Annotated in this window: 19 protein-coding genes; 16 read left to right on the top strand and 3 right to left on the bottom strand. The window is 65.8% G+C overall.

From position 1 onward, the window contains the following. The first annotated feature begins 21 nt into the window (after nt 1-21). The 3 genes from flhB to flhF are packed head-to-tail and all read left to right on the top strand — an operon-like array spanning nt 22 to nt 6,251. A complete protein-coding gene (flhB, locus tag HLG70_RS10280) occupies nt 22-1,176 on the top strand; it encodes a flagellar biosynthesis protein FlhB (RefSeq protein ID WP_171661616.1) in 1,155 nt (384 codons plus the stop codon). Nucleotides 1,177-1,179: 3 nt separating this feature from the next. After that, nucleotides 1,180-3,300, top strand: a complete 2,121-nt coding sequence (gene flhA, locus HLG70_RS10275) for a flagellar biosynthesis protein FlhA (protein WP_171661615.1) — start codon at nt 1,180-1,182, stop codon at nt 3,298-3,300. After that, nucleotides 3,297-6,251: a flagellar biosynthesis protein FlhF gene (gene flhF, locus HLG70_RS10270; RefSeq protein ID WP_171661614.1), complete on the top strand. Its 2,955-nt coding sequence runs from the start codon at nt 3,297-3,299 to the stop codon at nt 6,249-6,251. Before flhA ends, flhF begins: the two co-directional genes overlap by 4 nt. 105 nt (nt 6,252-6,356) lie before the next feature. Here the strand turns inward: flhF and HLG70_RS10265 are convergent, their stop codons facing one another. The 3 genes from HLG70_RS10265 to flgA all read right to left on the bottom strand — a co-directional run bounded on the left by HLG70_RS10265 (nt 6,357) and on the right by flgA (nt 7,999). Continuing rightward, a complete protein-coding gene (locus tag HLG70_RS10265; RefSeq protein WP_171661613.1) occupies nt 6,357-6,830 on the bottom strand; it encodes a flagella synthesis protein FlgN in 474 nt (157 codons plus the stop codon). A 31-nt stretch (nt 6,831-6,861) separates the two neighbouring features. Next, a complete protein-coding gene (flgM, locus tag HLG70_RS10260) occupies nt 6,862-7,155 on the bottom strand; it encodes a flagellar biosynthesis anti-sigma factor FlgM (protein WP_171661612.1) in 294 nt (97 codons plus the stop codon). A gap of 127 nt (nt 7,156-7,282) precedes the next feature. After that, a complete protein-coding gene (gene flgA / locus HLG70_RS10255; RefSeq protein WP_171661611.1) occupies nt 7,283-7,999 on the bottom strand; it encodes a flagellar basal body P-ring formation chaperone FlgA in 717 nt (238 codons plus the stop codon). Nucleotides 8,000-8,176: 177 nt separating this feature from the next. Here flgA and flgB point away from each other — a divergent pair, with 177 nt between their 5' ends. The 13 genes from flgB to HLG70_RS10190 all read left to right on the top strand — a co-directional run bounded on the left by flgB (nt 8,177) and on the right by HLG70_RS10190 (nt 22,756). Further along, nucleotides 8,177-8,584 carry a flagellar basal body rod protein FlgB gene (gene flgB / locus HLG70_RS10250; protein ID WP_171661610.1) on the top strand — a complete coding sequence of 136 codons (408 nt, stop codon included), beginning with the start codon at nt 8,177-8,179 and terminating at the stop codon, nt 8,582-8,584. 22 nt (nt 8,585-8,606) lie between these two features. Further along, the gene (gene flgC / locus HLG70_RS10245; RefSeq protein WP_171661609.1) at nt 8,607-9,026 is read left to right on the top strand and encodes a flagellar basal body rod protein FlgC; all 420 of its coding nucleotides are present in this window, start codon (nt 8,607-8,609) and stop codon (nt 9,024-9,026) included. Between the two features lie 20 nt (nt 9,027-9,046). Continuing rightward, the gene (locus tag HLG70_RS10240) at nt 9,047-9,745 is read left to right on the top strand and encodes a flagellar hook capping FlgD N-terminal domain-containing protein (RefSeq protein WP_171661608.1); all 699 of its coding nucleotides are present in this window, start codon (nt 9,047-9,049) and stop codon (nt 9,743-9,745) included. Between the two features lie 70 nt (nt 9,746-9,815). Beyond that, a complete protein-coding gene (locus tag HLG70_RS10235) occupies nt 9,816-11,288 on the top strand; it encodes a flagellar hook-basal body complex protein (protein WP_171661607.1) in 1,473 nt (490 codons plus the stop codon). A gap of 38 nt (nt 11,289-11,326) precedes the next feature. Next, complete coding sequence (locus HLG70_RS10230) at nt 11,327-12,091, top strand: flagellar basal body rod protein FlgF (RefSeq protein ID WP_171661606.1); 765 nt, start codon at nt 11,327-11,329, stop codon at nt 12,089-12,091. A 53-nt stretch (nt 12,092-12,144) separates the two neighbouring features. After that, nucleotides 12,145-12,930 carry a flagellar basal-body rod protein FlgG gene (gene flgG / locus HLG70_RS10225; protein WP_171661605.1) on the top strand — a complete coding sequence of 262 codons (786 nt, stop codon included), beginning with the start codon at nt 12,145-12,147 and terminating at the stop codon, nt 12,928-12,930. Continuing rightward, on the top strand, nt 12,930-13,619 hold the full coding sequence (locus tag HLG70_RS10220) for a flagellar basal body L-ring protein FlgH (protein WP_171661604.1): 690 nt from the start codon (nt 12,930-12,932) through the stop codon (nt 13,617-13,619). Before flgG ends, HLG70_RS10220 begins: the two co-directional genes overlap by 1 nt. 3 nt (nt 13,620-13,622) lie before the next feature. Further along, the gene (locus HLG70_RS10215) at nt 13,623-14,759 is read left to right on the top strand and encodes a flagellar basal body P-ring protein FlgI (RefSeq protein ID WP_171661603.1); all 1,137 of its coding nucleotides are present in this window, start codon (nt 13,623-13,625) and stop codon (nt 14,757-14,759) included. Between the two features lie 5 nt (nt 14,760-14,764). Next, the gene (flgJ, locus tag HLG70_RS10210) at nt 14,765-15,742 is read left to right on the top strand and encodes a flagellar assembly peptidoglycan hydrolase FlgJ (protein WP_171661602.1); all 978 of its coding nucleotides are present in this window, start codon (nt 14,765-14,767) and stop codon (nt 15,740-15,742) included. Between the two features lie 73 nt (nt 15,743-15,815). Beyond that, nucleotides 15,816-17,489 carry a flagellar hook-associated protein FlgK gene (flgK, locus tag HLG70_RS10205; RefSeq protein WP_171661601.1) on the top strand — a complete coding sequence of 558 codons (1,674 nt, stop codon included), beginning with the start codon at nt 15,816-15,818 and terminating at the stop codon, nt 17,487-17,489. Between the two features lie 47 nt (nt 17,490-17,536). Further along, nucleotides 17,537-18,796, top strand: a complete 1,260-nt coding sequence (flgL, locus tag HLG70_RS10200) for a flagellar hook-associated protein FlgL (RefSeq protein ID WP_171661600.1) — start codon at nt 17,537-17,539, stop codon at nt 18,794-18,796. Nucleotides 18,797-18,937: 141 nt separating this feature from the next. After that, entirely contained in the window at nt 18,938-20,791 is a 1,854-nt protein-coding gene (locus HLG70_RS10195; protein WP_213697171.1) for a methyl-accepting chemotaxis protein, read from the top strand. Between the two features lie 102 nt (nt 20,792-20,893). Next, a complete protein-coding gene (locus tag HLG70_RS10190) occupies nt 20,894-22,756 on the top strand; it encodes a methyl-accepting chemotaxis protein (RefSeq protein WP_171662667.1) in 1,863 nt (620 codons plus the stop codon). Nucleotides 22,757-22,766 lie beyond the last annotated feature (10 nt).

The following is a 22,766-nucleotide window of genomic DNA, read 5'->3' as shown; positions in this document are numbered from 1 at the left end:
GCCCCAACGACACCGCAGAGCATGTCCGAAGAAAGCGACCTCGAAAAATCCGAAGCCGCCTCTCCCAGGCGCCTGGAAAAGGCGCGCGAGGAGGGGCAGATTGCGCGTTCCCGGGAATTGGGAACGTTCATGATGCTGGCCGCCGGTGTCGGGGCGATCTGGGCAGGCGGCGGGTCGATCTACCGGGGCCTGAGCGGGGTGCTGCGCAACGGAATGGCGTTCGACCCGCGCGTCGCCACCGACCCGGGCGTGATGGTCGAGCAGGCGGTCAGCGGCTTCGGGCATGCGCTGCTGGTGATCCTGCCGATCTTCGGATTGCTGGCCGTGGTCGCGGTGCTGTCCAGCGTGCTGCTGGGTGGTATCGTCATTTCGGGCAAGCCCCTGCAGGCCAATTTCTCCAAGCTCAGCCTGTTCGCCGGCCTGAAGCGCATGTTTTCGTCGCAGACGGTGGTGGAGCTGATCAAGGCGCTGGCCAAGGCCATGCTGGTGGGCGGCGTGGCGGTCTGGGTCATCTGGCGCTATCACGACGATATGCTGAGCCTGATGCACGTGGCGCCGTCGGCCGCGCTGACCAAGGCCTTGTCGCTGGTGGCGATGTGCTGCGCCTTCATCGTGGCTTCGTTGCTGATCATCGTCATGCTGGACGTACCCTGGCAGATCTGGAGTCACCTGAAGAAGCTGCGCATGTCCAAGGAGGATGTGCGGCAGGAACACAAGGAAAGCGAGGGCGACCCGCATGTGAAGGCGCGCATTCGCCAGCAGCAGCGCCAGGCCGCCCGGCGCCGCATGATGTCCGACGTGCCGAACGCGGACGTCGTCGTGACGAACCCGACGCACTACGCCGTGGCGCTGAAGTACGACGAATCGAAGGGCGGCGCCCCGCGCGTGCTGGCCAAGGGCACGGGCCTGATCGCGGCCAAGATCCGCGAACTGGCGGCCGAGCACCGGATTCCCACATTGGAAGCGCCGCCTCTGGCGCGCGCCTTGCATCAACACGTCGAGCTGGGGCAAGAAATCCCGGCCGAGCTGTATACCGCGGTGGCGGAAGTGCTGGCATGGGTCTTCCAGCTGCGTTCCTGGCGCTCGGGATGGGGGGGAGAACCCACGGCTCCCACCAAACTGAACGTGCCAGAAGCACTGGACCCGCAGGCAAAAACCGCAGCACAAGGAGTTTAAGGAATGAGCGCTTTGCTCACCATGTTGAAGAGTAACGGCGGCACGCACGCGCGGCTGCTGGCGGGTCCGATCCTGATCGTGATGGTGCTGGGCATGATGGTGCTGCCCCTGCCCACGTTCCTGCTGGACCTGCTGTTCACTTTCAACATCGCGTTGTCAGTGATGATCCTGCTGGTGGCCATGTTCACGCGCAAGCCGCTGGACTTTGCCGCGTTTCCGGCCGTGCTGCTGTTCGCCACGCTGTTGCGCCTGTCGCTGAACGTCGCTTCCACCCGCGTGGTGCTGCTGCACGGCCATACCGGCCCCGACGCGGCGGGCAAGGTGATCGAGGCCTTCGGGCACTTCCTGGTGGGCGGGAACTTCGCCGTCGGGATCATCGTCTTCGTGATCCTGACCATCATCAACTTCATCGTCATCACCAAGGGCGCCGGCCGTATCGCGGAAGTCGGTGCGCGGTTCACCCTGGACGCCATGCCCGGCAAGCAGATGGCGATCGACGCCGACCTGAATGCGGGCCTGATCGGCGAAGACGAGGCGCGCAAGCGCCGCGCGGAAGTCTCGCAGGAATCGGACTTCTTCGGTTCGATGGACGGCGCCAGCAAGTTCGTGCGCGGCGACGCCATCGCCGGCCTGCTGATCATGGCGATCAACATCATCGGCGGCCTGATCGTGGGCGTGGCCCAGCACGATATGTCGATGAGCGATTCGGCGCGCGTCTACACGTTGCTGACCATCGGCGACGGCCTGGTCGCCCAGATCCCGGCGCTGGTGATCTCCACCGCCGCCGGCGTGGTCGTATCGCGCGTGTCGACCGACCAGGATATCGGCCAGCAGATCATCAGCCAGCTGTTCTCGAATCCGGCCGTTCTGTTCCTGACCGCCGGCATCATCGGCATCATGGGCCTGATCCCCAATATGCCGCACATTGCCTTCCTGACCCTGGCCGGCGCGCTGGGATGGGGGGGCTGGATGCTGCACAAGCGCAGGCAGGCCGCGGCCGTGGCCGCCGAGGAGATTCCGCCGCAGGCGATCAGCCAGGCGCAGGCCGCCGCGGCCGAGGCCAGCTGGGAGGACGTTTCCATGGTGGATCAGCTGGGCCTGGAAGTGGGTTACCGGCTGATTCCGCTGGTGGATCACGCCCAGAACGGCGAACTGCTGCATCGCATCCGAAGCTTGCGCAAGAAGTTCGCGCAGGACGTGGGTTTCCTGCCGCCGGTGGTCCACATCCGCGACAACCTGGAGCTCAAGCCCAATGACTACCGCATCCTGCTGTCGGGCGTGGAAGTCGGCAACGGCGTAGCAATGCCCGGCCAGTGGCTGGCCATCGACCCGGGTGGCGTGACCATGCAGATCAAGGGCACGCCCACCACCGATCCGGCCTTCGGATTGCCCGCGCTGTGGATCGACGGCGCGCTGCGCGACCAGGCGCAGGTGGCCGGCTATACCGTGGTGGACGCGGGCACGGTCGTCGCCACGCATTTGAACCACCTGATGCATCGCCACGGCTCGAACCTCCTGGGTCGCCAGGAAGTGCAGCAGTTGCTGGACCGCATCGGCCGCGACGCGCCCAAGCTGGTCGAGGATCTGGTTCCGAAGACGCTGTCGCTGACCGCGCTGCAAAAGGTGCTGCAGGGCTTGCTGGCGGAAGAAGTGCCGATCCGCGACATGCGCACCATCATCGATACCCTTTCCGAACACGGTCCGCGCCTGGCGGCGCAGGCGGCGGGTTCGGGCGGGCAGCCCGACATCAACGAGCTGATCGCGCTGACGCGCCGTTCGCTGGGTCGCGCAATCACGCAGCAATGGTTCCCGGGCGAAGGCGAGTTGCGCGTCATCGGCCTGGACGTGAAGCTGGAGCGGGTGCTGTCGCAGGCCATGACGACCAGCGGCGGCCTGGAGCCGGGGCTGGCCGATACGCTGCTGCGCGAAGCGCAGGCGGCGGTCGAGCGGCAGGAATCGCAGGGCAATGCGCCCGTGCTGCTGGTGTCGCCGGTCTTGCGCGCGCCGCTGTCGCGCTTCTTGCGGCACCACTTGCCGCAGCTGGGCGTGTTGTCGAATACAGAAATACCCGATGAGCGCATCGTCCGTGTGACTGCGCTGATCGGCGGGAGCAATGGGGCATGAAGATCAGCCGTTTCTTCGGGGCGAACAGCCGTGATGTGATGCGCCAGGTGCGCCAGGTCCTGGGACCGGATGCGTTGATCGTGTCGAACCGCAGCGTCGATGGCGGCATAGAGGTGCTCGCCACCGTGGACGGCGAGTTTGACGACGAGGCGGGTCGGACGCCACCGCGTGAAGCGCCTGCGTACGCGCCGCCCGCCCAGGAGCGGCCGCCGTCGCCCTCCAGTTCCCCCTTTGCCGCGCCGGCTCCGGCCGAGCGCCCGCTGGCCGCACCCGCGGCCATGCCGCACACCGGCTACATGACCCCGTCGCGGTCCATTGCCGCCTACCAGTCCGCCTACGCGTCTTCGGCAACGCCCGAGACCGAATCGCCCGCGGATCCGGCCAGCTTCGCGGAGCCGTCCTCGGCTCCGCCACAAGCAGTAGCGGCCCGGCCGGCCATGCTTGAGCCGGCCGCGTCTCAGCCGGCCGCGCCTATGCCGGCCGCGCCGATGCGCGTCGAATTGCCGGCCTTGCCCCCGGCCCGTCCGCCGATAGGCGCGGCCGGCATAGGCGCGGACGGCTCAGGCGCGGCCAGCCATCCCTCGGTCAGCGCCGCTGCCGCGCCGGCGCCCGTGCATGCCGTCTCCATGGCGGCAACGGCTGCCGCATCCGCGCCGGCCTCCTACCGGCCGGCCGCCCCTGCGCCGATGGCCTATGCGCCCGACGCCTATGCGCCCGCCGCGCCGGCTTCGCCCGCACCCGCCGCGACGGCGCCCGCGACGTCCTCCATGGCCCGCATGCCGGATGCGCCGGTGCGTCAGCTGCCGCCCATGCCCCCGGCCGTCTTGCCTGCCGATACGGCAGCCGGCTTGCAGGACGCGATCAGCGCCTTGCGCGGCGCACTGGAAACCCGCATGGACGGCCTGCTGTGGGGCGGACGCCAGGGAACTGGCCGTGAACCCGCCGCCGCCGCGCTGTTCCGCAGCCTGCTGGATGCCGGTTTCAGCACGAAGCTGGTGCGCACGCTGGTGGAGCGCCTGCCGCAAGGGCTGAGCCCCGAGGCCGCGCTGAGCTGGGCGCGCAACGAACTGGTGACGCACCTGCCGGTCGTGCGTTCCGAAGACGAATTCCTGGCCGGCGGGGTGTATGCGCTGGTCGGTCCGACCGGCGTGGGCAAGACCACCACGCTGGCCAAGCTCGCCGCCCGCTGCGTGGCCCGCGAAGGCCGCGAGCAGGTCGCGATGCTGACCACCGATCTTTTCCGGATCGGGGCGCTGGAACAACTGCAGATCTACGGCCGCCTGATGGGCGTGCCTGCGCATTCGGTGCGCGATGCCGGCGAACTGCGCCGCATCCTGGCCGAGCTGGGCAACCGCAAGATCGTGCTGATCGACACCACCGGCATCAGCCAGCGCGACCGGCTGGTGGCGGAGCAGGCGGCGATGCTGTGCAATGCAGGCAAGCCCGTGCGCCGGCTGCTGGTGCTGAACGCCGCCAGCCAGGGCGACACGCTGGATGAGGTGGCGCACGCCTACCGCAACGGCGTGGGCGAGGACGTGGCCGGATGCATCATCACCAAGCTCGATGAGGCCTCCCGTCTGGGAGCGGCCCTGGACACGGCCATCCGCCACCGGTTGCCGATCCACTATATGTCGGTGGGGCAGAAGGTGCCCGAACACATGGAGCTGGCGCGCGCGGATGTGCTGATCGATCGCGCTTTCTCGATGGTCGAGCGCGCCCGTGCCCTGTATACCCCCAGCGAGGCGGACCTGGCGTCGCTGGTCTCGTCGTCGCGCGACAGCGATACCGTGGACCCCGCGCGCCGCCGGCAATTGCTGGCCTCGGCCATCCTGCGTCCGCAAGGCGGCCCGGCCTCGATCGCTGCGGCGCAGAGCCTGGATGACACCATCGCCTGGCTGGACAATGATCCGGCCTGCCTGCAGGCGCGCGCCGCCTGGCGCGAGTATGTCAGCGATGGCGCCGGTTCCAGCCTGGCCGCGCTGGGCGAGGACCCGCTGGCGATGGTGCGCCGGGAGTTTTCCACGGCCTGCAGCAAGAATCTGCTCGTCATGCACGGCAAGACCAGCATGAAGGGCGAGGCCTTGCCCGGCGGCTCGTTGCTGAGCGCGCTGCTGATGAGCGACCGCGGCGCGGCGCTGGCTTCGCCTGCGCAGCAACTGGTGCTGCCGCACGGCATGCTGAGCTCGTTCGCGCCCGCGGCGCCGGCCCAGCCTGACCCGGTGCTGGCGCTGCAAGCCCGTGTCCACTGGCTGGGCGAGCGCTTGCCGACCCTGCCTCTGGTGCACATGCTGGAGGCAGGCACCGTCGCATTGTGGCAGTCCTTCAGCGTACAGGGCGTTTCCTGGGTGGCTCGCTGCCCTGGCGGCTTGCGCGTGATCCAGGACGAATGCCCCACCAATCTGAATGCGGTTGGCAAGAGCGTGGGTTATCTGCCCGTGGGCCAGCCTGGCGACATGCCGGGCTTGCGCGTGCTCAAGGATGGCAAGACCGTGCCGCTGGCGCTATGGGCTTCCGGCACCGAAATCGTCCTGCCCGGCAAGGGGCAGGGCGCCTCTGTCCGTCTGATCTGCGCCCGACTGATCGACACGGTCAGCGGGGAAGTCGCCGGCCAATTGTTCGGTACGACGAGCCTTTCCGCGTCGCAGGCGGACGCAGCCACCGTCGCGCGCTGGCTGGTCCTGCAGGACGAGGCCAAGGCCGGCTTCCGCTACATGGCCAACGCCTGGCAGGCCTTGCCGGCCGTGGATGGCGCTCACACGCTGGCGCGGCAATCCCTGATGGCGGGCCAATTGGGCGCGGCATGCTGGCAGCTGGCGCATTCGCCGGCAGCGGAAGTCATGCGCGGTCCCTTGTCGGGCATCGTGGGATCGGAGCGCAAGCTGTCGGGGCGGATGCTGCCCGTGGCCTTGCTGAAGATGTTTGCCATGCTGGAGATGACCGGCGGGGCTTGAAGGTTCCACGCCGGCGACGGCGGGGGAGTGCCGGGCGCCCGGTTTTCCCGGGGCAAAAAAAAGGCGGCGTGCGAGGCACACCGCCTTTTTCTTGCCTGCGAGCTGTCAGCCGGCGACGATGGGCTTGCGGCCGGGAGCGCTGCGGGCGCCGCGGCCCTGCGCGTTGTAGGTCGACGCGCTGCCAACCCCGATGTTGCGCAAGGCGTCCAGCGACTGCTGGGTGTAGCGCAGGTGCACGTCTATCAGTGCGCCATTGCGCATGTTGATTTCGTTGGCCGATGCCGATTTGCTCAGAAGCGCCTGCCACACCCCGGACAGCTGCGGATATTGCACGGCGGCCTGCTCGGTGCCGGCGTGCCCGGCGGGCAGGCCGATTTCCGTGAGCAGGCTGTCGCGCGTCTGGCTCAAATCGACCAATTGCTGCGCCACGTCGCGCTTGCGCTCGGTGATCTCGCGCAGCGCATCGACGTTGCCCTGTCCGACCAGCACCTCGGTCTCTTCTTCCAGGATGGAGGAGAACTCGGTGATCAGGACATCTTCCTGCTTCATGCAGGATTGCAGGGATTCGACGAGGCTCATGTCTGCTGCTCAGGTGCGGGATGGACGGGGGTTACTTCAGCAGATCGCGGGCGCTGGCGATCAGGCTGTCTGCGATGCGGCCAGTGTCTATCTTGAGCTGGCCCGAGGCGATGGCGGCGCGAATGGCGGCAACCCGTTCGACATTGATGTCGTTCGAGCCGTCTTGCAGGGCGAGCATCTTGCGCGATGCGGAGCTCAGCGCCACTTGCGAGCTGCTGGAGCTGCTGCCGCTGCCGGCGCCATAGGCCTGGCTGACCGCTGATTCGGCGCGTGCACCGACGGCGTCGGCCGATAGGGGCCGGTTGGTGGTCGAATTGATTTTCAAGGTTTTCTCCGCAGGGCGTCCTGGGTCGGTTTGCGACGGATCCGCCTACTTATGTCTCTGTAACGACAAGGTCCGAAGGAACTTTAGGGTATGTGATCAGCCGTCGCAACGCGATATGTAACAGTAACTACAGTTGTATTTCAACCAGGGTGGCATTTCGAACAATGCCGCTGACCACCTGCCCGCCGGCGGTGCGGACCTGGACCATCGCGCCGGGTGCGGCGTTGTCCATGGCCTGGCCTTCGCTGCTGACCACGAAGCCGTTGCCCCGGGCGTTGATTCGGACATTCGAGCCCCGCACCACCGACTGCGCATTTCGCAGAGAGGATCCCCGGACCGGCTGGCCGGCGTTGATCCGATAGGCCGCCGTCATGCCCACGACCGTCTGCGGGTCGGTGATGGCGCCCGGCGGCAGGGAGACCAGGTCCCCGTCCCGCGGGGCCAGGTCGGCCGGGCTCAAGGCCTGGCCGGCGGCGATCATGCGCGAGGCGACGTAATAGTAACCGGGCACGCTCACCGTCGCCTGCACATAGGCCGTCCATGGCTTGGGCGCATTGCAGCGCACGCCCACGGTCATTCGCGAGCGCAGCTTCATTCCGGGCGGCATAAATGGGGACATGGCATCGCAGGGCGCCAGGCGTTCGGTGCGCGGCGGGTCGATGGCAATGGATGGCTGGCCGGGCAGGGAGGCCAGCTGTTCCTGCAAAAAGGTCTGTGCCGCAATGACAATCGCTTCGGGGGCTTGGGCAGCCGCTTCCTGCGCCTGGGCCGCGGCCGTGGAGGCCAGCAGCAGGGCTGCCAGGCAGCCGGCGTGGGCGCGGAGGTGTCGTGCGGAGATTTTCATGATGGATGAATTGTAGAAGTGCGCGGCGTTCGGCAATACGTGAATTGGATGAGAAATGACGGGTTATTTGGCTGATTGTGTTCAGTCCCCCGCCCCTATGATGCCGTCATCCAATGGGATAACGGTCTGTCCGGTATCCCGGGTTTTATCCGAATTGCAACGCACCAAGGCGCCACGATGCTCGACAGGCTTAACGAAGATTTCCGGTTCTTCCAGCAATCACTGGGACTGCGCGCGCAGCGCCAGGAAGTGCTGTCGTCGAACATCGCCAACGCCGACACGCCCAACTACAAGGCGCGCGACTTTGACTTCAAGACGGCGATGGAAAACGCTCTTGAAGGCACCAAGCGCCTGCCGGACACGTCGCTTGCGCTGACCTCGGCGCGCCACATCCCGGCCAAGGCCGTGTCGCAGGGCCCCACGGATCTGCTGTACCGCCTGCCGTACCAGCCCAGCCTGGACGGCAACACGGTGGACATGGACATCGAGCGCGTGCAGTTCGCCGATAACACCTTGCACTATCAAAGCACGATGCAAATGATCTCCGGCCGCATCCGGACCATGCAGACCGCTATTCAGGAATGATCCTTAAAGGGAGCGACAGGCAATGTCCTTGTTGAGCATTTTCGATATCGCCGGTTCGGCGCTTAGCGCGCAATCGCAGCGCATGAACGTGGCGGCCAGCAACATGGCCAACGCCGACAGTGTCGTGGGCCCGGATGGTCAGGCCTACCGCGCCCGCCAGGTGGTGTTCCAGGTCAATCCGGCCCCGGGGCAGGTACTGGGCCAGGAAATCGGCGGTGTGCGCGTCGCCGGCGTGGTCCAGGACCAATCGCCCTTGAAGCAGGTCTATGACCCCAAGCACCCCATGGCCGACGCCCAGGGCTACATCAGCATGCCCAACGTCGATCCGGTGGCCGAGACCGTCAACATGATCGCGGCGTCGCGGTCCTACCAGGCGAACGTCGAGGTGCTCAACACCGCCAAGGCGCTGATGCAGAAGACGCTGACCATCGGTCAATCCTAATTTCCTGACAGAGTGAATCCATGACCACCGTCGACCAATCCACGAGCACCACCGGCATGGGCCTGGCGCAGACCGGCGCCAACAGCGCCAGCACGGCGCAAGGCCTGCAGGACCAGTTTCTGAAGCTGCTGGTGACGCAGCTGCAGAACCAGGATCCGCTGAACCCGATGCAAAACGCCGAGCTGACCTCCCAGCTGGCGCAGATCTCCACGGTGGAAGGCATCACCAACCTGAAGAACACCATGCTGGCCATCAGCGGGCAGATCGACGTTTCCCAGTCGATGAACGCCGTCTCGATGATCGGCAAGGGCGTGCTGATCCCCGGCGCCAAGGTCAAGGTCGGCGTGGACGCCGAGAACCCCGCCGAACGCGTGGTCACCCCCTACGGCCTGGACCTGCAAGGCGACGCCAACAAAGTCCAGGTCCGCATCTCGGATTCGAACGGCGCGGTCGTGCGCACCATCGAAATGGGCGAGCAGAAGACCGGCGTGTACACACTGGATTGGGACGGCAAGAACGACAGCGGCGTGGCGCTGGAAGCGGGCGCATACACCGTGTCCGTCCTGGCCACCGACGCCGACGGCCAGAAGGTCAATTCGGAAGTGTTGAGCTACGGCCTGGTCAAGAGCGTGGCGTACTCCACCAACGGCCTGCGTCTGGACCTGGGCCTGGACGGCCAGACCAGCATGCTGGACGTGCGCAAGGTGATCGGCGCCTGAACCAGGCGGAACTGAATCGGTGCCGGCGCACGGGCGGCGGCTTTTCCACTAAAGATTAGCGAGAGAAAACATGGGCTTCGGACAAGGATTGAGCGGCTTGAATGCCGCGGCGCAAAACCTGGACGTCATCGGCAACAACATCGCCAACTCCGGCACGGTCGGCTTCAAGTCGTCCACGACGTCGTTCGCCGACGTCTACGCCAGCTCGCGCGTGGGCCTGGGCGTGAAGGTCGCGGCCATTAGCCAGCGCTTCACGGTGGGCACGGTCAATGGCGGCGGCGGCGAATACGACATCGCGATCGACGGCGCCAAGGGCATGTTCCGCGTGACGGACCAGAGCGGCGCGGTCATGTACACCCGCAACGGCGAATTCCTCGTCGACAAGAACAACTTCATCGTCAACGCCCAGGGCTACCGCATGACCGGCTACCCGGCCGGCGCCATCGGCGCGAACCCGGTGGAACTGCAGCTGCCGACAGCCAACGTGGCCCCGAAGGCAACCGCCACGGCGACTACCGTTGCCAACCTGGATGCCAACGCGAAGGTCATCTATGAAACCGATACGATCACCGACGTTGGCTCGGCCGGTACCGTAACGCTGGGCGGCGTTCCGTACACGTTCACGCGCGATCTGGCGGGCACGCTGCAATGGGGGCCCGTGGCAGCACCGGTGGTTCCGCCCGACAACACGTACACGAACGGCGCGAATACCGTGACAATTGCGGGTGGTGTGGTGACGGGAGACATCAAGCTGATGGGCGGCTACGCTGAGTACGTGGCGCCCACCACCGAAGTCGGCAAGCCGTTCGATCCCAAGATCTCCGGCAGCTACACCAACGCGTCGCCCATGACCGTATTCGACTCGCTGGGCAACTCGCACCAGGTCATGCAGTACTTCGTCAAGCGTCCGGCCGATGCCACGGGAAGCGTGTACGACGTCTACTACACCATGGACGGCCAGGCCATGGCGCCGACGACCGAAGCCGGCGGCGTTTGGGGCAATCCGCAAAAATTCACGTTCAACAATGCCGGCACGCTGACCAGCGCTCCGACCGTGACCCTGAGCTTTGCTCAGCCCGGCGGCACGTCCACCCCGGCCGATCCGTTGAGCATCGCCGTCAACTACACGGGCACCACCCAGTACGGCAGCAACTACAAGCTGGTTGCCAAGCCCGACGGCTATACGTCCGGCGAATTCAGCGGCATCAACATCGGCAGCGACGGCAGCCTGGTGGCCAGCTACACCAACGGCGAAACCCAGGTGGTCGGTACGATCGTGCTGGCGGACTTCGCCAACCTGCAGGGCCTGCAGCCCGTGGGCAACAACGCCTGGAAGGAAACGTCGGCATCCGGCCAGCCCATCCTGGGCCAGCCCGGCTCCAACGGCATGTCCACGGTGGTCGGCCAGGCCACGGAATCGTCCAACGTCGACATGAGCAAGGAACTGGTCAACATGATCATTGCCCAGCGCACGTACCAGGCCAACTCGCAAACCATCAAGACCCAGGACGAAATCATGCAAGTCCTGATGAACCTGAAGTAATGCCTGACAGGCACGCGACGACACCGACGGAATAGGCAATGGATCGAATCATCTACACCGCCATGAATGGCGCAGCGCGGATCACTGAGCATCAGGCCGCGCTCTCCAACAACATGGCCAACGTGAATACGGCGGGCTTTCGCGAGCAGATCGCGCTGTACCGCTCGGTTCCGGTGACGGACGGGGTGAGTCTGCCTACGCGCGTTTCGACGGTGGCGTCCACGCCTGGCAACAGCTTCCAGATGGGCACCATGCAGACCACCGGCCGCGACCTGGACGTGGCGCTGGCCGGCGAAGACGGCTGGATCGCGGTGCAGACGCCCCAGGGCGAGGCCTATACCCGCGCCGGCAGCCTGCAGGTCGGTGTCAACGGACTGCTGCAAACGTCTTTGGGCCAGCCCGTGCTGTCGGAGCAGGGCGGCGCCATCGACGTGCCCGACCGGGCTGCGCTGACCATCACGTCGGACGGCACGATCACCGCCATCGGCGCGGGCGACGCGCCCAACAACATCCTGAACCTGGGCCGGCTCAAGCTGGTCAATGCGCCCAACGCGCAATTGGTGCACGGTGACGACGGCGTCTTCCGCAGGGCTCCGGTCAACGGCCAGCCGGCGCCTCCGTTGCCCGCCGACCCCGCCCTGCGCGTGCTGTCGGGCGTGCTGGAAGGCAGCAACACCAATCCGATGGCGTCGATGGTGGGCATGATCGAAAATGCCCGCCGCTTCGAGCAGCAGATGCAGGTGATTCAGCAGTCGGACCGCAATGCCGAACGCGCCAACGGCATCTTGTCCGTCAGCGCCTGATCTAAATAACTATCCGCTCGCGGCCGGGCCGCGGGCACCTGGAGTACTTCATCATGATGCGTTCGCTGTGGATTGCCAAGACGGGCCTGGAAGGTCAGCAGACCTCCATGGACGTGATTTCGAACAACTTGGCCAACGTCTCCACCAACGGGTTCAAACGCGGCCGCGCCGTGTTCCAGGACCTGATGTACCAGACGCTGCGCCAGCCTGGCGCCCAGGTGGGCGACGCCACGCAACTGCCGTCCGGCCTGCAGCTGGGCACGGGTGCGCGCGTGGCCGCGACCGAGCGTATCCATACGTCCGGCAACCTGAACAACACCGGCAGCGAGATGGACATCGCCATCAACGGCCGCGGCTTCCTGCAGATCGAATTGCCCGACGGCACGCAGGCCTACACCCGCGACGGCGCGCTGCAACGCGACCAGAACGGTCAGCTGACCACCGTCAGCGGCTATGTCATCCAGCCCCCGATGAACGTGCCGGACAACGCCTTGTCCATCACGATCGGCAACGACGGCATCGTCTCCGTGACGCAGCCCGGCGCCGCCGGCGTCAACGTGCAGATCGGCCAGCTGCAGATCGCCACCTTCATCAACCCGACCGGCCTGCAAAGCATCGGTGAGAACCTGTACCTGGAAACCGACGCTTCCGGTCCGGCCAACCTGCTGCAGCCGGGCGTGGACGGCGCGGGTTCGATCATGCAGAACTACGTCGAGACTTCCAACGTCAACGTTGCCGAAGAACTGGTCAACATGATCACGACGCAACGCGCTTACGAAATGAACAGCAAGGCCGTCAAGACTTCGGACGAAATGCTGGCCCGCCTGACCCAACTGTGATGCCCATGTCTGTCCTGCGTCTGGTATTTGCTGCCGCCCTGGCTATGCTGGCGGCTGGTTGCGCCATGATCCCGCCCGAGCCCATCGTGACCGGGCCGACGACGGCGGCGCCGCCGCCGCCGCCCATGCCCATGGCGCAGCCCACGGGCTCCATATACCAGCCCACGACTTACGGCAATTACCCCTTGTTCGAGGATCGCCGGCCGCGCAATGTGGGCGACATCGTCACCATCGTCCTGAACGAGCGCACGAATGCCTCGAAGAACGTGGCGACGAACACCAACCGCAGCGGTTCGACGACCCTGGGCATCGCCGCCGCGCCGTCCTTCATGGACAGCTGGGCGGGCGCCAACCTGAACACCGACGCCAAGGGCGGCAATGTCTCGCAGGGCAAGGGCGACAGCACCGCCAACAACGCCTTTACCGGCACCATCACCACCACCGTGGTGGGCGTGATGTCCAACGGCAACCTGCAGGTGGCGGGTGAAAAGCAGATCGCCATCAACCGCGGCAGCGAGTACGTGCGCTTCGCGGGCGTGGTGGATCCCCGCTCCATCACAGGCACGAATACCGTGTCGTCCACCCAGGTGGCCGACGCTCGCATCGAGTACCGCAGCAAGGGCGTCATGGATGAAGTTCAGACCATGGGCTGGCTGCAACGCTTCTTCCTGATCGCTTCGCCGTTCTAAACCATGAAACAACCGACTCCGATATCCGCCTTGCTGTCTCTGTTGGCGCGCGTGTGCGTTGCTGTCGGGCTGGTGGCTGGCGCCGGTACGGCGCAGGCTGAGCGGCTCAAGGACCTGGCCACCATCCAGGGCGTCCGCGGCAACCAGCTGATCGGCTACGGCCTGGTCGTGGGCCTGGACGGCAGCGGCGACCAGGTGCGCCAGACGCCTTTTACGCAGCAGAGCCTGACCAACATGCTGTCGCAGCTGGGCATCACGGTGCCCTCCGGCAGCAACATGCAGCTCAAGAACGTGGCGGCCGTCATGGTGACGACGACCTTGCCGGCATTTGCCCGGCCCGGACAGACGCTGGATGTGGTCGTGTCGTCCATGGGTAACGCCAAGAGCCTGCGCGGCGGCACCTTGCTGATGACGCCGCTCAAGGGCGCCGACAGCCAGGTCTACGCCATCGCGCAGGGCAATATCCTGGTGGGCGGCGCGGGCGCGTCTTCGGGCGGTTCCAGCGTCCAGATTAACCAGCTGAACGGCGGGCGCATCAGCGCCGGCGCCATCGTCGAGCGCGGCGTGCCGACCACGTTCTCGCGCGACGGGTATATCCATGTCGAGCTGAACAACACCGACTTCGGCACTGCCCAGAACGTGGCGACGGCCCTGAACCGCAAGTTCGGCCAGGGCACGGCCACGGCGCTGGACGGCCGGGTGGTGCAGGTGCGCACGCCGATGGAACTGGCCTCGCAGGCCCGCTTCCTGTCGCAGGTCGAAGACCTGCAGGTGGCGCGCGCGCCCACGGTCGCCAAGGTCATCATCAATGCCCGCACCGGTTCGGTCGTCATGAACCGCACGGTCATGATCGAAGAAGCCGCCGTGGCGCACGGCAACCTGTCGGTCATCATCAACCGCCAGAACGAGGTGTTCCAGCCCGACACGCCCTTCACGCAGGGGCAGACGGTGGTGGTGCCGAATACCCAGATCGAGGTGCGCCAGGACAACGGCTCGCTGCAGCGCGTGAACACCAGCGCCAATCTGGCTGACGTGGTCAAGGGCCTGAATGCCCTGGGCGCCACGCCCCAGGACCTGCTGGCGATTCTGCAGGCGATGAAGACCGCGGGCGCCCTGCGCGCCGAACTGGAAATCATCTGACGGCCATGGCTTACACCAACGATGCGGCTCGCGGAGCTACCCGGCAGGACTCGGTCTTCGACATGGGCCGCCTGTCGGACCTGAAGCGCGACGTCAAGAAAGATCCCGAAGGCACCGAGCAGCAGAAGCAGGTTGCCAAGCAGTTCGAGGCCCTGTTCCTGCAGATGATGGTCAAGCGCATGCGCGAGGCCACGCCCAAGGAAGGCCTGTTCGACTCGCAACAGACCCAGATGCTGCAGTCCATGGCCGACGAGCAGCTTGCGCTGCACCTGGCCACGCCGGGCATCGGGCTGTCGCAATCGATCCTGGCGCAGATGCAGCAGGGCAAGCCCGGCGATGTGTCCGCCGACGCCGTGAAGAGCATAGGGCAGGGCGCAGACCTGGATTTCCGCACCGGCGGGTCGCGCGAAGTATCGGCGCTGCTCAACGTCATGCGCAACAACCGCCCCAGCGACCGCGCGCTTGCCGCGGCCGAGGGCGCGCCCGAGCACGTGGTCAGCTTCGTATCGAAGATGTCGCGCGCGGCCAATCTCGCCTCGCAGCAGAGCGGCGTGCCGGCGCGGCTCATCATGGGCCAGGCGGCGCTGGAGTCTGGCTGGGGCCAGCGCGAGATCAAGCACGAGGATGGCCGTACCAGCTACAACCTGTTCGGCATCAAGGCGGGTTCCAGCTGGAAGGGCAAGGTCGTCAATGTGCTCACCACCGAATACGAAGACGGTGTCGCGAAAAAGGTGACGCAACCTTTCCGCGCCTATTCCTCCTACGAGGAATCGTTCGCGGACTACGCCCGCCTGATCGGCAACAGCCCGCGCTACGAGAACGTGGCGCAGGCGCGCAACGAGATCGAAGCGGCCCGCCGGATCCAGGACGCGGGCTACGCGACCGATCCGCGGTACGCGCAGAAACTGATCGGCATCATGGGCCAGCTGCGCGGCGCGGCATCCAGCGTGGAAAATTCACGCCAGATGTTGGAAGGACTCTAAATTTGGGTGAGCTCCTGCCGTAAACGGAGTATCCAGAGATATCAGCTGCGGTTACATACGGGGCATTGTCAGCATGAATTTGTACAAAACGGCATTGGGTGGGTTGAACGCGGCACAGGCAGGTCTTGCGACCACCGGTCACAACATCAACAATGCCACCACTGTGGGCTACAACCGCCAGCGCGTGATGACCTCCACCGCGGGTGCGCAGGCCACCACCAATGGCTACATCGGTCGCGGTGTCCAGGTTGACACGGTCGAGCGCAGCTACGACAGCTTCCTGTACAAGCAGCTGGTCGGCGCGAACGGCAGCGGCGCCCAATTGCAGGCGCAGTTGGACCAGGTGTCGCAGATCAACAATCTGTTCTCCGACCGCACGGTCGGCATCGCGCCCGGCCTGACCAACTTCTTCACCAGCATGAACACGGTGGCCAGCAAGCCGGCCGATCCCGCTGCGCGCGCGGATTTGCTGGGCCAGGCCAACAGCCTGGCGACGCAGATCCGCTCGGCCTACCAGGAAATGCAGAATCAGCGCGAAGGCCTGAACACGCAGATCACCACGACGGTGGACCAGGTCAACAGCTACCTGACCCGCATCGACGACCTGAATCAGCAGATCTCGCTCGCTTCCGGCAAGGCCGGCGGCAGCCCCCCGAATGACCTGCTGGACCAGCGCGATCAGGCCGTGATGGAACTGAATCAGCTGATCGGCGTCACGACCTACGAACAGGGCGACAAGATCAGCATCTCGCTGACCAAGGGCGGCCAGTCGCTGCTGTCGGGCAGCACCATTTATCCCTTGCAAGCCGTTGCTTCCGCGTCGGACACCAGCCGTACCGTCCTGGCCTATACCTTGCCCGCGGGTTCCGGCAAGACCATCGCGGTCGAGATGAACGACAGCGAAGTCACCGGCGGCAAGCTGGGTGGCCTGCTGCAGTTCCGTGCATCGTCGCTGGATGTGATGCAGAACCAGCTGGGCCAGATGGCCGTTGGCCTGGCGTTGTCCTTCAACGAACAGCACAAGCAGGGTCTGGACCAGAGCGGCAATCCGGGGACCGATTTCTTCGGTATCGGACAGCCGCAGGGCGTCCCGAACGCGGCCAACAAGAGCAATGCCCAGATCTCGGGCGAGTTCACGAATCTGTCCAACATCAACGCCAAGGACTACGAGATCTCGTTTGACGGCACCAACTACCAGGTGCTGCGCATGCCGGAAGGCGCGCAGGTCTACAACGGCCCGGCCACGGGCACGCCGCCCAACGCCACGTTGAACCTCGATGCCGAGATGGGCGTGACGCTGACCATCAATGCGCCGCCCCAGGCGGGCGACAAGTGGTCGCTGTCGCCGACGCGCGACGCCGCGCGCGATATCAAGGTCCTGATCACCGATCCGGAGAAGGTCGCGGCGGCCGATGCCGAGGGTGGCGACGCCAACGGCAAGAACGCCCTGAAGCTGGCGCAGCTGCAAAACAGCAAGGTCCTGGGCCACGGCACCATGAGCGTCACGGACATGTTCGCGCAGGTCGTGAACACGGTGGGCGTGCAGACGCAGCAGGTCAAGTCGGCGGCCACGGCGCAGGTCAACCTGATCAAGCAGACCACGGCTGCCCAGCAGGCGGTGTCGGGCGTCAACCTGAACGAAGAGTACGTCAGCCTGTCGCTGTACCAGGAGCAGTATCAGGCCAGCGCCCGCATCATTGACGTGGCGAGCACCGTGTTTGACACGCTGCTGGGTCTGCGCAGCTGATCAGAACGTTGAACTGTGATTACTAAAAAGATTTTCGGAGTTGCACCATGCGCCTGAGCACCACGATGATGTACACGAACGGCCTGAGCGGTGTGCTTGCTCAGGAATCCGACATGAATCGCCTGGTCGAGCAGGTCGGTAGCGGACGCAAGTTCCTGAGCCCGGCGGATGATCCTCTGTCGGCGTCGCTGTCCATCGGCGTCGCTCAGACGCAGAGCATGAACAGCACCTATGGCCTGAACCGCAATACGGCCAAGACCAACCTCGGCCAGGAAAGCAACATCCTGGACTCGATCACGACCGCATTGCAGGACGTGCGTACCCGGGTCGTGCAAGCCGGTAACGGCACCTTCGCCGACAGCGACCGCCAAGCCCTGTCGACCGCCTTGAAGAGCGCCCGCGACGCCTTGCTGGGCCTGGCGAACAGCACCGACGGCAACGGCCAGTATCTGTTCTCGGGTTACCAGGGCGGCGTGGTTCCTTACGCCCAGGATGCGTCGGGCAAGATCGTCTACAGCGGCGCCACCGGCGAACGCACGGTGCAGGTCGACCAGTCCCGCCAGCTGTCCACCAGCGACCTGGGCAGCGACATCTTCAATCGCGCCAACCCGGGTTCGCAAGCCTATGTCAGCACGGCCGCGCCGGCCAACTCGGGCACGGCCCAGTTCGGCACCGTGTCGGTCACGCCGGGCAGCCCCAACATCGGCAAGAATTTCAGCGTGCAATTCGAAGCGGATCCCGCCACTGGCGCCATGGGCTACCGGGTGACCACCACCGATCCGAACGCCAATCCGCCGGTGCCGCCGGTGATCACGCCCGCGCCGCCCGCCGCGCCCACGGCCTATACGGCAGACTCCAGCATCGACTTCGGCGGCGTTGCCGTCGTGATCAAGGGTGTGCCCCAGAACGGCGACGTGATCAATGTCGAGAGCATCCAGTCCGCGGACGTGGACATGTTCAATACGCTGGACAACCTGATCAAGGTGCTGGACTCGCCGATCGCCGGCGACGAAAAAGCGCTGGCCCGCCTGAACAACGAGCTGGCCACCGCGAACAAGAAGTTGGCAAGCAATTACGACAACGTCCTGACCGTGGCCGCTTCGGTGGGCGCGCGCCTGAACGAACTGGATGCGCTGGACGCAACCGGCACCCAGAAGGGCCTGTCGTACTCCAAGTCCTTGTCGGATCTGGAAGATCTGGACTACTACGCCGGCGCAAGCCAGCTCGCATTGCGTCAGGTGGCATTGCAGGCGGCGTCGGCGGCTTTCATGACCATTCAGGGGTCCAGCCTGTTCAGCCGCAAGTAATGCGGTAAGCCTCTGGGCCGTGCTCCACGGAGCGCGGCGAGTAGCGCACTTGCGGACGCTGCTGGCACAAAGCCAGGGCGTCCGTGGTTGCGTGCAGGGTAGGGAATTGTCGTTTCACGTTGCATAACGCTCGGATATTTCATGCTTGGAAATTTGAAAGTTCGCACCTGTATCGTCCTGGTGCTGTTGCTCTTCTCGGGCGCCATGTTCATATCCAATGGCGTGGCGTGGATGGGTTTGAACTCCAGTAATGAAAAATTGGAGCGGGTGAACGACGCCTATTCCAACCAGGCGACGCAACTCAATCGCGCCTACACCGCCTATCTGCGCGGCCGGCTGCTGCTGGCGAACTCGCTGATGGACATGCAGCAGGGCAAGACCGAGCAGGCCACGTCCCAGGCCAAGAGTGCCGACGCGTTCATGCAGGAAGGCAGCAAGTCGCTGGAGGCATTCCGCAAGGCGCCGCGCATGGCCGGTTCCGAAGCGCTGGTGGAAAAGCTGGAAGCGTCCTATAAGCAGTTCGACGACGTGTACAAGCGCCAGGCCGCCGCGTTGTCGAACATGGCAATACAGGAATACCTGGATCTGAACGATGCCGGCAGCGCCGCCAATATCGCGTTCCGCGAAGCGGTGAACGGGGTGCTGCAGTTCGTGGATACGCGCACCGACGAACTGGTCGTGCAGGCAGAGGTCGATCACCGCATCTCGCGCACCGTGACCATCGTGCTGCTGGCGATTTCCCTGGCGCTGGCCGTGGGCTGCTGGCTTTTCATCAATCGCACCGTGCTGCGTCCGCTGCGCGAGGCAGGCGACCATTTCGACAAGATCGCCGGTGGCGATTTCACCGGCCGCATCGAGGTCCGCAGCACCAATGAGATCGGCCACCTGTTTGGCGCGATCAAGCGCATGCAGGAAAGCCTGACCCGCACGGTGTCGACGGTGCGCCGCGGCGTGGACGAGATCAATGTGGGCTCGCGGGAAATCTCGGCGGGCAACACGGACCTGTCCAGCCGCACGGAGCAGCAGGCAGCCTCGCTCGAGGAAACCGCGGCCTCCATGGAGCAGCTGGCGTCGACGGTGAAGCAGAACGCGGATAACGCGCGCCAGGCCAACCAGCTGGCGGCCAGTGCCTCGGACGTAGCCGAGCGCGGCGGTTCGGCGGTGTCGGAAGTGGTCAACACCATGCAGGAGATCTCGGCCAGCTCGCGCAAGATCTCGGAAATCGTGTCGGTGATCGACGGGATTGCGTTCCAGACGAACATCCTGGCGCTGAACGCGGCGGTGGAAGCGGCGCGCGCGGGCGAGCAGGGCAAGGGCTTCGCGGTGGTGGCGGGCGAAGTCCGCTCGCTGGCGCAGCGCAGCGCGCAGGCGGCCAAGGAAATCAAGGGTTTGATCGAAGACTCGGTGACCAAGGTGGGCGCGGGCTCGCAGCAGGTGGAACGCGCCGGCGCGACGATGCAAGAGATCGTGGCGTCGGTCAAGCGGGTGACGGACATCATGGGCGAGATCTCGGCGGCGTCCGAGGAGCAGTCCAGCGGTATCGACCAGGTGAACCGGGCGGTGTCGCAGATGGACGAAGTGACGCAGCAGAACGCGGCGCTGGTGGAAGAAGCGGCGGCCGCGGCCGGCTCGCTGCAGGAGCAGGCGCAGCGCCTGGCCGAAGCGGTGGCCGTGTTCAAGATCAACGCGGGCGAAGTGATCGAAGTGCCGGCCCGCCAACTGGCGCAGCAACGCAGCGCTCCGCGTGTTTCGGCGCCGCAGGCTCCGGCTCAGCAGGCCGAACCCGCCGCGAAACCGGCGGAACCGGCTCCGAAGGCCGCGCCGGCGCCTCGCTTGACGCAGGTTGCGCGGCCCAAGCCCGCAACCGCGTCCGCGACGCGCCCGCTGCGCCGGCCGGCCACGCGCGCCGCCGAGACGGCGGACACGGCTTCGGCCACCCCTCCGCCCGCCGCTCGCCGGGTGCAGCCGTCGGATGACGATTGGGAGTCATTCTGACGGAGCGTTCCGCCAGTGCATTGAACAGGCAGTAGAGAAACTCCCCTTTACGGTCCGGCGGCGAAAGAGCGCCGCCGGGACGACTACCGGAACATACGGAAAATGTTTAGCAATCTGAAGGTGCGCACGGGCTTGATGCTTGCCCAATTGGCAGTTGCCCTGGCCGCGCTCGTTGCCATTGTCTTGGGTTGGAACAGCATGCAATCCAACGCCCGGGCGATCAACGCTTTGGATACCCTGAGCGTGCAGCAGAACAATCTGATCAAGGACGCCTATACGCAGATGCTGCGCGCCACGATCCGCGCCGATATCGCCGCCGCTCAGCGCGCCGCCGGCGACACGAACGGCGCGGCCGAGAATTCGCGCACCGTGCAGCAGCTGGTCACGGAGGCCAAGAAAAAGATCGAGACCTTCAAGGGTATTCCGAAGACCACGGAGATCGGCAAGTCCGCCGAAGGCGAACTGATCTCGTCCTTCAACGGTTTCGCCGACGCCCTGCAAGCCATGATGTCGGCCCTGGACAAGGGCGATGCCGCGACCTACCTGTCCTTGAAGAATACCAAGGCCGGCGCCGCGAGCGGGCTCTTCTTCAAGCAGCTGGGCGACTTTGCCGGCAGCATCAACAGCTACAGCGAAGAGATGGTGTCCTCGTCGCGCACGCAGGCGGCGACGATGGCCTACGTCTATATCGCGCTGGCGGTGCTGATCCTGGCGGTTTCGCTGGGCGCCTTCCTGTTCATGAACCGCGTGATCCTGCGTCCCCTGCGCGTCGTCAGCGACAGCTTCGACAAGATCGCCGGCGGGGACCTGACCGTGCGCGTGGAAGTGAATTCCAGCAACGAAATCGGCGCTCTCATGGCGGCGGTCAAGCGCATGCAGGAAAGCCTGACCCGTACCGTGTCGGCGGTGCGCCGCGGCGTGGACGAGATCAATGTGGGCTCGCGCGAGATCTCGGCGGGCAACACGGACCTGTCCAGCCGCACCGAAGAGCAGGCGGCCTCGCTGGAGGAAACCGCGGCCTCCATGGAGCAGTTGGCGTCGACGGTGAAGCAGAACGCGGACAACGCGCGCCAGGCCAACCAGCTGGCGGCCAGCGCTTCGGACGTGGCCGAGCGCGGCGGTTCGGCGGTGTCGGAAGTGGTCAGCACGATGCAGGGCATTTCGGCCAGCTCGCGCAAGATCTCGGAAATCGTGTCGGTGATCGACGGGATCGCGTTCCAGACCAACATCCTGGCGCTGAACGCGGCGGTGGAAGCGGCGCGGGCGGGCGAGCAGGGCAAGGGCTTTGCGGTGGTGGCGGGCGAAGTCCGCTCGCTGGCGCAGCGCAGCGCGCAAGCGGCCAAGGAAATCAAGGGGCTGATCGAAGACTCGGTGACCAAGGTGGGCGCGGGCTCGCAGCAGGTGGAACGCGCCGGCGCGACGATGCAGGAGATCGTGGCGTCGGTCAAGCGGGTGACGGACATCATGGGCGAGATCTCGGCGGCGTCCGAGGAGCAGTCCAGCGGTATCGACCAGGTGAACCGGGCGGTGTCGCAGATGGACGAAGTGACGCAGCAGAACGCGGCGCTGGTGGAAGAAGCGGCGGCCGCGGCCGGCTCGCTGCAGGAGCAGGCGCAGCGCCTGGTCGAAGCCGTGGCCGTGTTCAAGATCAATGCGGGCGAGGTCATCGAAGTGCCGACGCGCCAATTGGCGCAGTCGCATCGGGCGGCCCCCCGCGTGGCCGCGCCGGTGCGCAAGGCCGAGCCGGCAACGGCCGCAGCGGCGCCGAGGGCAGCTCCCGCCGCGCGTCTGACGCATGTTGCAGGCGCCAGGCCGGAAGCGGCCGCGGGCGCGGCGGCAGCCCGTCCGCCGCGTCGTCCGGCGCCGCGTCCGGCGGCCCCGGCTGCAGCGCCGGTCGAATCGAAACCGGCGCCCGCGGCCAGCCGGCGGCAAGCGCCTTCGGACGACGATTGGGAATCTTTCTGACGCCGGCGAT

Origin of the sequence: Achromobacter deleyi, from assembly GCF_013116765.2 — a bacterium.
GTDB classification, from domain to species: Bacteria; Pseudomonadota; Gammaproteobacteria; order Burkholderiales; family Burkholderiaceae_B; genus Achromobacter; species Achromobacter deleyi_A.
The sequence above is the reverse complement of the archived record's forward strand: the minus strand, read 5'-3'. Positions and strand labels throughout refer to the sequence as shown.